Origin of the sequence: Yoonia maritima (assembly GCF_002933395.1) — a bacterium.
Classification (GTDB): domain Bacteria; phylum Pseudomonadota; class Alphaproteobacteria; order Rhodobacterales; family Rhodobacteraceae; genus Yoonia; species Yoonia maritima_A.
In genome coordinates this window covers 163,454-177,792 of record NZ_CM009490.1, presented here as the reverse complement: position 1 = coordinate 177,792, position 14,339 = coordinate 163,454, and the positions used below count along the sequence as shown (strand labels likewise).

The following is a 14,339-nucleotide window of genomic DNA, read 5'->3' as shown; positions in this document are numbered from 1 at the left end:
TTGGGACGCGGGGCATCAGAAAATAGACCTTCTTTGATTGGGTCCGGCTATTTCGGTAAAATCCCGACGCATGGGGATTTTGTGCAATGTAATCTATCGCGGACCTTCGTTGACGCGCTTGATAGCTGGACGCGCCATAGCGTGCGTGAAAGCCAACGCGCGTTGGGCCGCGGTTGGTTAGATGCATTTTTGGTGGCCCCGGTATGGCGCGGTGTCGCCGCGGCAGATGTTGTGTGCCCTGATGCCGTTGCAATGGTAATGATGCCCAGCGTAGACCGCGTCGGGCGCTATTTCCCGTTAATTTTAGCCGTATCATTAACCGATCATCGTGGCCCGCTCAGCAATTTGCCCCGCCAAATCGAGGGATGGTTTGTACAGGCCGAAGCGCTTGCGCTATCAACCTTATCACCAGACTTTCAGCGTGACGCATTCGATGCTGAGCTTGCGGCCTTGAGTGCGGAACATTGGTACCAACCTAACCTACGTTCACACGAAACGGATTCATCCCGTAGTCTTTGGTGGGCTGAAAATCGGCCTGTTGCAGGCTTTGATGATTTACCTGCCCCAGAAGAGTTTCACACGGTTTTCTTGTCCGCCGAGGCATCGACCGAAGACAAGCCAAACACGGCTACCCAAGAAACACCGCAAGCGATAGCCGATACCAGCCAGACATCTGAAACGCCCCCCCAAGAGCAAGGCTCGTCTCATGTCTTGTTGGATATCGAATGTGCGGCTTCCGCGCTTAAGGGTACGCGTAGCGCGGTTTTGACTGATGCGGCTGCTATTGGCGAAGACCACCAAGCACTCAGCCTAATCAGCGGTATTGGGTCGCATCCCGGTCTGCGCGGTACTGTAGAGACAGTCCGCAGCACGCTTGAAACGATTGCCGAGCCATTTTCGCTAACCGATCTCATTGCCGAAGCAAAAGGCAAACTAGGCCGTGCTAACGCCATGCTTTGCGCGCGTGGTTTGCACAGTGGTGACGTTTTTGCCACGTCTTGCGCTACGTTATTGGTGCAAGGCAGTCGTCATGCGATCCTGTGGTGTGGAAATGTACGCTGTTACCTGTTGCGTGACGGGCATCTATCATTGCTGACACGCGATCATATTGATCCGCTTTTACCACAGGTAATCACCCGCGCTGTCGGTGCTACACGTCAACTATCCCTTGAAAGCCAGCTAGGAGAAGCAAAGCCCGGGGACAGATATCTGCTATGTTCTCCGGGTCTGATATCCGTCACAACGGAAACCGAAATTATGCGCGTTTTGCAGGATGCGCCATCCGCACAACAAGCAGCAGATCATTTAGCACAGGACGCGATTATTGCGGGGGCAACGCTTGATGTTGCCGCTTTAGTTGTCATCCTTAACCGTAAATTGAAGGACGGTGGCCAGATTGGCGCGTCGTCTGAGGAAGAATAGTAAGGCCAAACATATGACCATTAGAATTGCTTTTATCTCTGCCTGCATTGGCCTTGCCGCTTGTGCGCCTGCTGATGGACCAAAAACGTCGCAGGTTATTCACCAAGCACGCCAAAGCGACACGCCAATTCTGCAACTGAACGAAGGCGTCGTACGCGCGCTTGGAACGCCCCACGCAGGCACAGGGTTTCAGTCTTTGGGAACGCAAAGCTATGTCCCCGGTATCATCAAACCCGGTGACACGATCAGCGTAACTGCTTTTGGCACCGGCAATTCTGGGCTGTTCAACGCCAGTGAAAGCGCGACACTACCCTTAGGCGATTTTACTGTATCCCAAAGCGGTCTTGTGGCGCTTCCCTTTGCGGGAACAATCAATGTCGCTGGAAAATCGGTCAGCGCGGCGCAAAACCTGATCACCAACAAGCTACGCGAAACTGCTGTTGATCCCTATGCAACAGTTAGTATTTCGCGGATGGAACGCGACACCTATACTGTCCAAGGTGCTGTGGCATCTGCTGGTGTGTTCACGTTGACGTCTCGGGGCGAAAATGTCCTTGATGGCCTTGCAAACGCTGGCGGGGCATCCAGTGATCCTGACGCCACAGTTGTGACCGTATTACGTCAAGGTCGCCGTGGCCAAGAAATGCTTTCCAATGTTATCAGCCAAGACAGCCGAAACATCCCGTTACTACCGGGCGATACGCTTATTGTCGGCGGTGGTGACGCAAGTTTCGTGGCCGATGGCGCGCTTGGCTCTACTGGGACGTTTGATTTCGTCGAAGGCGCGCTGACGTTGGCTGGCGCGGTCGCCCAAGCAGGTGGCTTGCAAGACAGCCGCGCCAACCCAAAGTCATTGTTTGTGTTTCGCAGGCAGCCGACGGGTGAATCCTTTCTGCTTAAATCTGAAAATGGGGAACACCGAACCGTATACGGTGACGTGATATTCCGTGTGGATTATTCCAACCCCGCAGAGCGTTTGCGCGCAAACCGTTTCCAGCTACGTGACGGTGACGCAATTTACGTCGGAAACGCGCCGCTGGCGAATTTCTCAAAGTATTTTCAGATATTTTCGCGCCCGCCTGAAATTCCTGCCATACCGCAACCCTAAGTGGGCGGCGTTTTAAGGTGCGAATTTTGTGCGTGTTCGGTTAGCGAATGCAACAAGGGTTAGCATAACAGGTACTTCGACCAAGACCCCTACCACGGTTGCGAGGGCTGCGCCCGAGTTCAGGCCAAACAGGCTAATCGCGACGGCTACGGCGAGTTCGAAAAAGTTCGACGTGCCGATCAGCGCGCAAGGTGCCGCGATGCGGTGTGGCACCTTCATTGCAAAGGCTGCGGCATAGGCGATCGCAAAGATGCCATAGCTTTGCAAGATGATGGGCACTGCGATCAGCACGATGATAAAAGGTTTTGAAACAATAACTTGGCCCTGTAATCCAAATAGGATCATGACCGTTACGATCAATCCAACGACCGAATAGGGCTTTACACGGGCCTGAAACGTTTCGATTGCGGGCTCTGACCCAAGGCGTCGCCGGGTTAAAATCCCAGCGGCAAGCGGCAGTGCGATGAACAACAGAACCGAAAGCACCAAGGTCGACCAAGGCACGGTGATGTCTGTGACGCCTAGCAAAAAGGCGACGATTGGGGCAAATGCGATGACCATAATCAGGTCATTCACCGACACCTGTAACAGCGTATAAGTCGCGTCACCACGTGTGAGCTGTGACCAAACGAAGACCATCGCTGTGCAAGGCGCAGCGCCTAGCAAAATTAGCCCGGCAATATACTGCATTGCGTCTTCGCGCGGGATCCACGGTGCAAAGATGTATTGAAAAAATAAAACGGCGAAAGCGGCCATTGTGAAAGGTTTGATCAGCCAATTCACGATAAGCGTAATCAGCAACCCCCGGGGCTGCTTTGCCACGTCGCGCAATGATCGTGGATCAACGCCAACCATCATCGGATAGACCATCGCCCAGATCAGCACCGCAACGACCAGATTGACGCTGGCGAATTCGGCCGCTGCGATTGCACTAACCAAACCAGGGGCGATATTCCCCAAAAGGATACCCGCCCCCATCGCCAATGCGATCCAAACGGACAGGTATTTTTCGAAAATATTCATTCTGGGATCTCTTGTCCTTCTTGGGTTCTAAGCTGGGACACACCGACCCAGCTTAAGCAAATCATCACTGCCGCGGTCGCAAGGCACAGCGCAAGCCCGCCCAATTGATACGTCAGCCCAGATAGTACAGTTCCGACCAAACGACCTGCCGCGTTCGCCATATAGTAAAACCCCACATCCATTGTGACACGCTTTGCATCTGTGAAGTTGAGGATCAAAAAAGAATGCAACGCCGAATTCACAGCGAAGATTCCGCCAAAAATCAAAAGCCCCAGCACAATTGTTGCGGTCAAAATATTGGACGGTTCGGCCGAAACCAATACCAACCCAGCAAGCAATGCTGGCACAACAATCAGCATAGCAACCCATCGTTTCGCTTGCCCGAGCATCCCCGCCTCTGTCCGTGCAGATGCATTCAAAATGCGTGGCGCCCAGCCCTGAACGATCCCGTAAAGAATTGTCCAGACCGCCATAAAGGTGCCAATCATAAAGAACGCTGTGCGATTCCCGGCTTCGCTGCCGTCAGACAGAACCGCATAGAAATAGATTGGGATACCAACGACAAACCAAACATCACGCGCCCCAAACAAAAAAAGCCGCGCCGCGCTGAGCCAATTGATGTTGCGGTTCTTCGAAAACACTTCAGAGAATTTCGCGTCTTTACGCCCAACAGGTAGCCCGGCAGGCATTCCCACAATCACCCCGATGAGGATGGCAAAAAGGATCGCCGCCATCGCCAGCACAGATGGCACGAACCCCAAGACTGCCAGCAAAACCGCGCCCAGCAAAAAGCCGCAGCCTTTGACCGCATTTTTGGAGCCGGTTAAAAGAGCGACCCAGCGAAACAGCCCGCCGCCTTCGCTGGGGGCGAGGATCTTCACCGCGCTTTTAGAGCTCATCTTTGCGAGGTCTTTTGCCACGCCAGACAATCCCTGCACCAACATGACAAACACCACCGAGACGCTAACACCCCACAGCGGGTTCAGTTGGGTCAGCGCCAATAACGCGATAATCTGCAAGGTAAGCCCGGCATAAAGCGTAGACGTCAAACCAAATCGCGCGGCGATCCAACCTGCCGACAGGTTCGTTACGACACCAGCGATTTCATACAGCACAAACAGATAGGCCAGTTGAACTGGTGAAAAGCCCAAGGTGTGGAAATGTAACAGCACCAACATACGCAATGCGCCATCAGTTAACATAAAGGCCCAATAGGCCGCGGTCACGGTGATATATGCCGTAAATCCAGTTGGGCGTGTCACAGTTTTCCACCCACCATCAAAGCCACATCAACCAACCGATGCGCATAGCCGTATTCGTTATCATACCATGCATAGACTTTTAGCTGCGTACCGTTCACGACCATCGTTGACGGTGCATCAATGATAGAGCTGCGTGTGTCGTTTGTGTAATCACACGACACCAACGGACGTTCTTCATAGCCTAGAATACCCTGCAATTCGCCCTCGGCGGCCGCTTTGAACAATGCGTTGACTTCTTCAACGCTTGTTTCGCGGGCCATTTCAAAGACGCAATCGGTGATAGATGCATTTAGCAGCGGCACACGAACGGCGTGACCATTTAGCTTACCCGCCAGTTCAGGATAGATCAGCGTAATCGCGGTAGCCGACCCCGTTGTCGTGGGGATAAGGTTCGTCAACGCAGACCGCGCACGGCGCAAATCCTTTGCCGGGCGATCGACAATTGTTTGCGTGTTCGTCACGTCATGGATGGTCGTGATTGAGCCATGCTTAATCCCGATCCCTTCAAGAAGCACCTTTACCACGGGGGCCAAACAGTTCGTTGTGCAGCTAGCAGCAGTTACAATCTGATGGGTGTCGGGGTCATAGATGTCATCATTCACGCCAAACACGATGTTTGCCGTTGGCCCATCTTTGACTGGGGCTGAAACGACAACCTTTTTCACACCCGCCGCGAAATAGGGGGCTAGCGCTGCTTCAGTCTTAAAAGCACCAGTGCAATCAATCACCACGTCTACGCCATCCAGCGGCAAATCATCTAGCTTGCGGGTGCTCGTGACAGGGATGGACTTCCCGTCGATGCAAATTGCATCCGTTTGGGTTTCAAAGGTCGCAGGCCAGCGCCCGTGGATGGAATCGAATTCCAGCAGATGCGCGTGCATCTCTGGGTCGCCGACGGCGTCATTGATAAACGCGATCTCTGCGCCAGCTTCTAATAGTGGGCGCAGCGCAAGTTTACCAATGCGGCCAAGGCCGTTTAGGGCGTAAGTGGTCATAACTGATTATTCCTGTCTAATGGCTTATTTGCCAATTTCATCAACATTCTTTTGTAACGTGGCACGATCCAACAAAGCGAAAGACAACGCGGTAAATGCCTGAATCCGGTTATGCAGCGCGCCGTAGGTTTGGTGGAATGCAAGACGCTTTTCTGCATCTGTTCCCTCTGCCTTAACGGGGTCTGGCATACCCCAATGCCCAGAAACAGGTTGCCCCGGCCACGTGGGACATTCTTCGTTCGCCGCATGATCGCAGACGGTAAATACGAAATCCATGTTTGGCGCATTAGCGCCCTGAAACTCTGATACATTTTTGGACCGCAAAAGCGATACATCGTGCCCCTTTGACTGCAGCATTTCAACTGCCAGCGGGTTCAGATCAGAGCGATGCATTGTACCTGCCGAGTAGGCCGTAAATCGATCCCCTGCCATATCCCGCAGGATGGTTTCAGCAAAGATCGAACGCGCCGAATTGCCGGTACACACGAATAAAACATTGAATTTAGGAGCGGTGGTTGAAGACATATGCTTGATCACTTCTGAAAATGGAGGTGGACAAAGGTCGGCGCGGCCACGGCAACAGTCAACGAAAAGACCAGACACAACTGCGCCGGCTGTCTCTAAGTTGACCGCATAGAGCAAACGCGTCTTATCCCGACGCTGCGAAATGAGACCCACTTGGGTCAAAGCCGATAGATATACCGAGGCAGTGCTTGCCTTAAGGCTAAGCGCATCGGCGATCTCACCGGCAGGCAATTCATCCGGGCAACGCCGCATAAGCAAGCGAAACACGGCCATCCGCTGCGGATGGCTAAGAGTTGCAAGGCGTTCTATCAGTAAATCTTCCATATTTCATGAATATTGGAAATAACTAGAAAGCGTCAAGAAAATTTATGCACGACTGCGAAAAAAAGGGTACTTGAGCTGCCAAATACGCGATAGCTTTGACCATAGGCACCACACATACACCATCAGTCGTCGCAGTCATCGCGAGCGCTGGTCACTATGGCATGTTGGCCCTATCCCAGTGTTGGTTCAAAACGGATACGCCGTGGCGGCGGGTTTGGTCGTGATCCAGACGTATTGTGTGAATTCTTCCCAAATAGCAGGCCCAGAGATCCGTGTGCCGTTGCCAGATTTTCCGCGTCCGCCAAATGGGGCGAGTGGTGATGAAATGACAGGTTGATCGTTGATGTGCAGATGACCAACCCGAAGACGGTTACCAACCGCACGGGCACGCGCGACATCGCCGCCAATCACGCTGCCAGCAAGTCCAAAATCGGACATCTTCGCCAATGCGACCGCGTGATCATCATCATCAAAGGATGCAATCACCGCCACCGGGCCAAAAATTTCTTCGTCAAATGCACGCATGCCCGGTTTTACGCCAGATAAAACGGTGGCAGGAAACATTGTGCCTTTGGCTTTGCCGCCAACATGAAGCGTTGCGCCTTTTGCAACGGCATCTTCGACAATGGCTTCGATCCGCTTACATTCGGCTTCGACGATCAGCGGGCCAAGTGCGCATTGTTCGGTCGCGGGATCCCCGACAGGTAACCGATGCGCCTTGGCGGTCAGCGCCGCGGCCAGTGTTTCAGCCTTTGCAGCCGGGACCAAAATAAGACCAGCCGCAATGCATACCTGCCCTTGGTGTATCCATGCACCCCACGCGCAGTTTGATGCAGCAACGTCCATGTCAGCATCATCCAGCACAATCATCGCGTTCTTTCCGCCAAGCTCGAGCTGAACTTTCTTTAAATTACGCCCGCATGCTTCGCCGACTTTGGCACCCACGGCAGATGAGCCCGTAAAGGATACCATCGCGATGTTCGGGTCTTCGCAGATTGCGGCACCGACATCGCCCCCACCAGAAATGATGTGCAATAGCCCCATAGGAAGCCCCGCTTCTTCGAATATGCGGGCGATAATGACACCGCCCGAAATCGCAGTGCGCGGGTCTGGCTTGTGCACAACTGCATTCCCAGTGGCGAGCGCCCCCGCAATCGCACGGATCGACAGGAACAGCGGAAAATTAAACGCCGAGATCACACCAACAACGCCGTGTGGGACACGGATCATTTCTTCTTGTGCGTTCCGACCATCAACCGATTTCAAAGTGGTGTTATGGTTTTCAAGCGCGGCTGCTGCAGCGGCGCGGATAAAACCGGCGCTATGTGCAATTTCATTCGCGGCTTTTGGCGCAGTCGCCCCGCTTTCGCGGACGATCCAAGGGGCAAGTTCATCTGCGTTCGCTTGAAGGATCTCAGCCGCTTTGTTCAAAATCTTGGCGCGCTCGGCACCTGGTGTTGCTTCCCATACGGGTTGCACAAGGCTTGCAGCAGCGGCGGCAGTTCTTAGATCATCGGGGGTTGCCCGGCCAACGTCGGCCAGATGCGCGCCATTTGCAGGCGCGGTGACGGTCTGTGTGCCGCCTTGGGCCGTGACCCACCCGTTTGAGTATATTTTACCGGTCCAACGACTGACGTCTAAAAAGTCATTATTTGCTTGGCTCATTGTTCTTCCTTTGGCGCTGCGCTTAGGCTGATTGCGTTGCAATTGTATCTTTGCCCAAGATGAACCGCGCCGCGCGTTCGGCGATCATCATGGTTGGCGCGTTGGTATTGCCGCTGATCAATGCGGGCATTGCTGATGCGTCGCAAACCCGAAGCCCCTGCACGCCGCGTACACGTAGTTCACTATCAAGGCATGCCATGCGGTCGGAATCTGCGCCCATTTTGACCGTGCAGGACGGGTGAAAGAGCGTCTTTGCGGTCTTACGCACATATTCTTCAAGCGCGGCATCATCGTTTTCCACATCAGGTGCGGGCATATGCCGACGTTTGATGTATTTGGCCAAAGCGGGCGCATCCAAAATCTCGATAGATTTGCGTACACCACGCATCAACAGGTCAACATCGTGCTTGTCGGTTAGCGCACCACTGATGAAAACGGGTTTTTTTGTGGGATCAGCGGACCTAATTTTGTATGACCCTCGCGACTTTGGCCGCAAGAAACATTGACCGATAGACACCCCATGCGCCTCGATCGCTGGGCGGTCCAGACCTGCGACCATCGACGGCAATACGTGGAACTGAAGATCAGGGATGCCAGCATCTGACACATCAATAAATCCGCCCGTTTCACAGACATTCGACGTTAGCAGACCTTTGCGCGTGGTCAGATATTGCAGCATATGCATCGCCGCACGCAGGCCCTTGTCATGACGATAGTTCGAAATCGGGTCGATGGTTTCGCCCTGCACTGTCGATTCAAGGTGGTCTTGGTAATTCTCGCCTACACCGGGTAGATCGCTTATCACGTCGATACCCAGATCGCGTAGGTCTTGGGCGTTCCCAATGCCTGACAGTTGCAGCAATCGCGGCGTTTCAAAGGCCCCGGCACACATCACCACCTCGGATCTTGCTTTGATCTTTGGACCACTTTCCAACATCACACCCGTTGCCCGCGTGCCATCAAACGTCAGCTTAGTGACGCTCGTGTTTTTCATGATCTTTAGGTTTGGGCGTTTTTCAGCCTTGCGCAGAAATGCTTGTGCCGCGCTCCAACGCCGACCGTTATGCGTGGTCGTTTGATAAAAGCCGACGCCTTCTTGTACCGCGCCGTTAAAGTCCGGGTTGAATGGGATGCCGGTTTCTTGGGCCGCGGCAACAAACGCTTCACTTAGCGGGTGTTTGAACTTTGGTTCTGAAACGTGCAAATCGCCGGTGCTGCCGTGATAGTCGTTGCTGTACAGCTCGTTATTCTCGAGATCTCGGAACACCGGAAGGCAGTCGTTGTACGACCACCCCTTTGCACCCAACTGCGCCCAGTTGTCGTAATCTTCGCTTTGGCCGCGCACATAAAGCATCGCGTTCACAGAACTACCGCCGCCGATCACCTTGCCCGTTGGGACGATGGTTGGCCGACCGGCCATCGCTTCGGACGGGGCCGCAACATAGTTTTTAATATCCCGCCCGCTTTTCAGAATTTTGAAAAACGCGGCGGGAATATGAATCCACGGGTGAAAGTCATTGCGACCACGTTCAATCATCAAGACCTTCGTCATTGGGTTTTCGGATAACCTTTCGGCCATCACACAGCCCGATGATCCGCCACCGACAATAATGTAGTCAGACTCTTCCATGATCTTTGTTCCCTCTCAAATTGGGATTCGTTGTGCTGAATGAATGGCGCTAGGCGGCGTGCATCACTTTGTGAAGTTGGATCAATGCATCGCCCAGCTGATGGTCAATCATGGTCAGGCGCTTTGCATAATGCGCGCCCGGATATTCCCACGTCATGCCGATACCGCCATGCAATTGGATCACTTCCTCGGATAACTTCACAGAGGTGCGTCCGATCAGGTTCTTTGCCATCGCGACGTATTTTGCACGTTGGTCAGATGCGAGATGCGACGCCGCCAGAACCGTGATTGAGCGGCATTGTTCGATCTCGATCGCCATATCGACAACGCGGTGTTGCAGCGCCTGAAAGACGGCAATCGGGCGACCAAACTGCTGACGCTGTTTCATGAAGTCGACGGTCATCGCAAGCAGAACGTCCATTGCGCCCACGGCCTCGGCGCACAGCGCCAAACGACCCGCATCAAATGCAGCTTCCAACGCTGCTTCGGAATCTTCTGCCAGACAAACGGCGGCGGTGTTATCAAGAATGACTTCCGCTGCACCACCACCATCGATCATCGCATAATCAATGGTTTCGGCGGTTTCAGTCAGATAGAGGCCGATTTTGCCATCAGCCCTTGCCGCGACAAGAATAACGTCAGCATTTGGCGCACCATAGACGACCGATTTGCGACCAGTCAGCTTACCATTGGCAAAAGATGCCGTGATATCAGCCAGTCGCTCACCTGCCTCTGGTTCGAACACGGCAAGCGCCGGGCGTTTGCTGCCACCGATGATATCTTCGACCATCGCGTCCTGCCCCAAATCAGCAAGCAAACGCACCGACATCAAAGAGGCCAGCATAGGTTCAGGGCAAATGGCTCGGCCCAGTTCTTCGAACACGGTGGTGATATCGAACCCTTGGCCACCAAACCCACCTTGGTCTTCAGTGACAAACGCACCGATGACGCCCAGATCGGCCATCTCGATGTATTTTTCCGGCACGTAAAACGGTGCTTCATAGGCCGCTTTGTTACGCGTTTCGATATCGTATTGCTCTGTCAAATATCGGCGCAGTGTGTCCGAGAGCATCCGGCGGTCTTCACTTAGGTTGAAATCCATGGCGTTATCCTCTGAACAGATCTTTGGCGATAATGTTGCGCTGGATCTCGTTTGATCCACCGAAAATCGACAGTTTGCGGTTGTTAAAATAGGCGGCCGCAGCAGCGGCAGCATCTTCGGGAACAGTCAGCGCATTGGCTGGCAATTTTTCGGCCGGGAAAGGCGCGGCGGCTGCACCTAATGCCTGACGTGTCAGACTATTCAGACGCTGCACGATCACAGTGCCCTTGATTTTCAACATCGAGCTTTCGTACCCACTCGCCGCCCCTGTTTCGCTCTCGGACAGAACGCGCAGGTTGGTGATGCGGATCGCCTCAAGGTCGATCTCGGTCTCGGCGATTTCTTTTGCAAATAGTGGGTCTTCGATCAGTGGTTTGCCGTTGCGAATAGTCTTGGCTGCCAGTGCCTTAAGCGCGGCAAGATCGCGGATCGCAAAACCGGTGCCGGCAATGTTGGTCCGTTCGTGGGTCAGCAGGTATTTCGCGATGGTCCAGCCTTCGTTTTCTTTCCCGACCAAGTTGGAAACAGGGACACGCACATCGGTAAAGAAGACCTCGTTCACCTCGTGACCGCCTTCGATCAATTTGATGGGACGCATTTCAATGCCGGGCGTATCGAGATCAACCAAGATAAAGCTGATACCTTCTTGGGCTTTTGCGGCGGCGTCGGTCCGGACAAGGCAGAAAATTTTATTGGCGTACTGCCCAAGGGTGGTCCACGTCTTTTGCCCGTTGATGATATAGTCATCACCGTCACGCACCGCGCGGGTTTTCAGGCTGGCCAGATCAGAACCAGCGCCCGGTTCGGAATAACCCTGACACCACCAGTCGATACCATCCAAGATACCCGGCAGAATATCGGCCTTTTGTTCTTCAGTCCCGAATTTCAACAACACAGGCCCCAACATCGCGACGCCAAATGCAACCAAACGCGGCGCATAGGCCAGTGCGGTTTCTTCGCCAACGATATGCCGTTGATAGTTATTCCAACCGGGTCCGCCGTGTTCCACCGGCCAAGTCATTCCCAGCCAATTCCGGCTTTGCATGATGGCGTGCCAATTTTCATAATCGGCCTTATCCAAGGGCGTGTTGTTACGCACCTTGCGTTGGATATCCTTTGGCAGATTATCCCGAAGGAATGCTTTGACCTCGTCGCGGAAGTCTTCTTCTTCCTTGGTGAATTGCAGATCCATGATCAGCGCTCCTTGTTCAAATCAGCGAATGTGGTGCCGTCATCGGCCATTTTTTGCAGCATTGCGGGAACGCGCCAGTAATAGGCGTCATCTTTGGCATAGGTGTTGATCCGCGCGACCAGCGTTTGCGCACCGATCTTATCCGCATAACAAAGCGGGCCACCGCGATGGCGTGGAAAGCCGTAGCCAAACAAAAACACCGCATCAACATCGATAGGGCGCAGCGCGATGCCTTCTTCGACGACGCGCGCGCATTCAACGATCATTGCAGTGATATAACGATCAACGATTTCTTTATCGGTAAAGCTGCGCGGGGTGATGCCCCGTTCGGCTTGTTCATCCGCGATGAACTGGGCGACATCTGGGTTCTTCGTTTTCGAACCATCGGGCCAATACACATAGTAACCCTTGCCAGTCTTTCGGCCAAAGTCGCCCGCTTCGCAGATTTTATCAGCAACCCCGACATAGCGTTCCTCGGCAGGTCGTAGCGGTGCACGGCGTTTACGTTCTGCCCAGCCGATATCAAGACCAGACAGATCACCGACGGTGAACGGCCCCATGGCCGCACCAAACCCGACCAGCGCATTGTCGATCTGTTCATAATCGGCGCCGTCCATCATCATGTAACCCGTGGACCGCGCATAGTGCGCCAATATCCGATTACCGATAAAGCCGTCACAGACCCCTGCCCGCACAGCGACTTTGCGCAGGCGCTTTGCCAAGGCAAAACCCGTCGCTACAACATCCGGCGCGGTTTTACCCGCGACGACGACTTCTAACAGGCGCATCACATGCGCGGGCGAAAAGAAGTGCAAACCGATCACGTCTTGCGGACGTGTCACCGCCTTCGCGATTTCGTCTATGTTCAGGTATGATGTGTTAGAGGCAAGAATTGCACCGGTTTTGCAAACGGCATCTAACTTGGCGAATACCTCGTGCTTGACTTCCATGCTTTCAAACACCGCCTCGATCACCAGATCAACGTCGGAAAGGCTGTTCATATCCGTGGTCACCGTCAGCTTGGCGACCGTCGCGTCAAAGGCTTGTTGGGATAGTTTCCCGCGTTTGACCGCGCCTTGCAGATTGCCGGTGATCGTTTTCACCGCAAATGCGACGCGGTCCTCTGCCATTTCAATGACAGTGACAGGAATGCCGGCCAGCAACATGGACGTCGCAATACCTGATCCCATCGTGCCGCCGCCAATCACACCCGCGGTCTTAATCTCGCGCGGTGGTTCCTTGGCTTCGGGGATGTTTGCCACTGCGCGTTCAGCAAAGAACGCGTGTTTCAGGCCATGATGTTCGTCGCTCGCCAATGCTTCGATGAACAGCGCCCGTTCCGCTGCCAATCCTTCGTTCACCAGTTTTGTGGCACCCTCAATTGCGCGCAAGGCACGCAAGGCGACCACACCTTTTGATCCTAACGCTTCGAATTTCGACCGGGCGGCAGACATTTTGTCGGCGCTTAGGTTGACCAGCAGATCACGCGTGACACGGGCCTTTAATTTGCCGTCACGCAATTCTTTGGCCATGGCGACGGCAACCTGTGCGGGATCGCCATCTTCTAGCCGATCAATAATGCCATGCTTTAGCGCGTCTTCCGCCGAAATAGGCGCGCCGCCGGTGATCATCTTAATTGTGGTCGCCGTATCCGCGACACGTGGCAGGCGGATAGTCCCACCCGAGCCGGGCAGCAGACCAAGATTTACCTCGGGCAGACCAACCTTGGACCCTGTGATCCCGACACGGGCGTGACAGCACAGCGCCACCTCAAGCCCGCCACCAAGCGCGGTGCCGTGCAGGATTGCCACGATGGGTTTCGAAGATGCCTCTAACCGATTGCACACATCAGGCAACACGGGCGGTTGGGACGGCTTGCCAAATTCACGAATATCGGCACCCGCGACAAATGTGCGGCCTGCGCAATATAGCGCGATCGCCTTTACCGCCGGGTCGGCCTCAAGCGTGTCTAATGCATCAACAACGCCTTTGCGCATCGCGTGACCCGCAGCATTCACTGGGGGGTTGTCGATGCAGATCGTCGCGATGTCATCGAATTTTTGAATTGTAACGACTTCAGTCATGTTTCTC

Annotated in this window: 11 protein-coding genes; 2 read left to right on the top strand and 9 right to left on the bottom strand. The window is 54.1% G+C overall.

The annotated features are described in order from the left end of the window. Complete coding sequence (tagF, locus tag CYQ09_RS00875; protein ID WP_106743523.1) at positions 1–1,422, top strand: type VI secretion system-associated protein TagF; 1,422 nt, start codon at positions 1–3, stop codon at positions 1,420–1,422. A gap of 13 nt (positions 1,423–1,435) precedes the next feature. Next, positions 1,436–2,530: a polysaccharide biosynthesis/export family protein gene (locus CYQ09_RS00870; RefSeq protein ID WP_106743522.1), complete on the top strand. Its 1,095-nt coding sequence runs from the start codon at positions 1,436–1,438 to the stop codon at positions 2,528–2,530. A 12-nt stretch (positions 2,531–2,542) separates the two neighbouring features. Here CYQ09_RS00870 and arsB read toward each other — a convergent pair whose 3' ends face one another. The 9 genes from arsB to CYQ09_RS00825 form a co-directional block, all read right to left on the bottom strand. Continuing rightward, entirely contained in the window at positions 2,543–3,553 is a 1,011-nt protein-coding gene (arsB, locus tag CYQ09_RS00865) for an ACR3 family arsenite efflux transporter (protein WP_106743521.1), read from the bottom strand. After that, positions 3,550–4,815 (bottom strand): organoarsenical effux MFS transporter ArsJ, encoded by a 1,266-nt coding sequence (gene arsJ / locus CYQ09_RS00860; RefSeq protein WP_106743520.1) that lies wholly within the window; start codon positions 4,813–4,815, stop codon positions 3,550–3,552. The genes arsB and arsJ overlap by 4 nt, the downstream gene beginning before the upstream one ends. Further along, a complete protein-coding gene (locus tag CYQ09_RS00855; protein WP_106743519.1) occupies positions 4,812–5,810 on the bottom strand; it encodes an ArsJ-associated glyceraldehyde-3-phosphate dehydrogenase in 999 nt (332 codons plus the stop codon). The genes arsJ and CYQ09_RS00855 overlap by 4 nt, the downstream gene beginning before the upstream one ends. A gap of 24 nt (positions 5,811–5,834) precedes the next feature. Beyond that, a complete protein-coding gene (locus CYQ09_RS00850; RefSeq protein ID WP_106743518.1) occupies positions 5,835–6,659 on the bottom strand; it encodes a helix-turn-helix domain-containing protein in 825 nt (274 codons plus the stop codon). A 186-nt stretch (positions 6,660–6,845) separates the two neighbouring features. Beyond that, positions 6,846–8,324 (bottom strand): aldehyde dehydrogenase family protein, encoded by a 1,479-nt coding sequence (locus CYQ09_RS00845; RefSeq protein ID WP_106743517.1) that lies wholly within the window; start codon positions 8,322–8,324, stop codon positions 6,846–6,848. Positions 8,325–8,346: 22 nt separating this feature from the next. Beyond that, on the bottom strand, positions 8,347–9,954 hold the full coding sequence (locus tag CYQ09_RS00840) for a GMC family oxidoreductase (RefSeq protein ID WP_106743516.1): 1,608 nt from the start codon (positions 9,952–9,954) through the stop codon (positions 8,347–8,349). Between the two features lie 49 nt (positions 9,955–10,003). Further along, positions 10,004–11,056, bottom strand: coding sequence for an acyl-CoA dehydrogenase family protein (locus CYQ09_RS00835; RefSeq protein ID WP_106743515.1), 1,053 nt, complete (start codon positions 11,054–11,056; stop codon positions 10,004–10,006). Positions 11,057–11,060: 4 nt separating this feature from the next. Beyond that, on the bottom strand, positions 11,061–12,248 hold the full coding sequence (locus CYQ09_RS00830; protein ID WP_106743514.1) for an acyl-CoA dehydrogenase family protein: 1,188 nt from the start codon (positions 12,246–12,248) through the stop codon (positions 11,061–11,063). Between the two features lie 2 nt (positions 12,249–12,250). Beyond that, on the bottom strand, positions 12,251–14,332 hold the full coding sequence (locus CYQ09_RS00825; protein WP_106743513.1) for a 3-hydroxyacyl-CoA dehydrogenase NAD-binding domain-containing protein: 2,082 nt from the start codon (positions 14,330–14,332) through the stop codon (positions 12,251–12,253). Between the last annotated feature and the right edge of the window lie 7 nt (positions 14,333–14,339).

Coding starts and splice junctions, on each gene's coding strand:
- CYQ09_RS00830 (WP_106743514.1), bottom strand. CDS start 12,248: ATGGATCTGCAATTCACCAAGGAAGAAGAAGACTTCCGCGACGAGGTC.
- CYQ09_RS00870 (WP_106743522.1), top strand. CDS start 1,436: ATGACCATTAGAATTGCTTTTATCTCTGCCTGCATTGGCCTTGCCGCT.
- CYQ09_RS00850 (WP_106743518.1), bottom strand. CDS start 6,659: ATGGAAGATTTACTGATAGAACGCCTTGCAACTCTTAGCCATCCGCAG.
- CYQ09_RS00840 (WP_106743516.1), bottom strand. CDS start 9,954: ATGGAAGAGTCTGACTACATTATTGTCGGTGGCGGATCATCGGGCTGT.
- CYQ09_RS00845 (WP_106743517.1), bottom strand. CDS start 8,324: ATGAGCCAAGCAAATAATGACTTTTTAGACGTCAGTCGTTGGACCGGT.
- CYQ09_RS00855 (WP_106743519.1), bottom strand. CDS start 5,810: ATGACCACTTACGCCCTAAACGGCCTTGGCCGCATTGGTAAACTTGCG.
- CYQ09_RS00825 (WP_106743513.1), bottom strand. CDS start 14,332: ATGACTGAAGTCGTTACAATTCAAAAATTCGATGACATCGCGACGATC.
- arsB (WP_106743521.1), bottom strand. CDS start 3,553: ATGAATATTTTCGAAAAATACCTGTCCGTTTGGATCGCATTGGCGATG.
- CYQ09_RS00835 (WP_106743515.1), bottom strand. CDS start 11,056: ATGGATTTCAACCTAAGTGAAGACCGCCGGATGCTCTCGGACACACTG.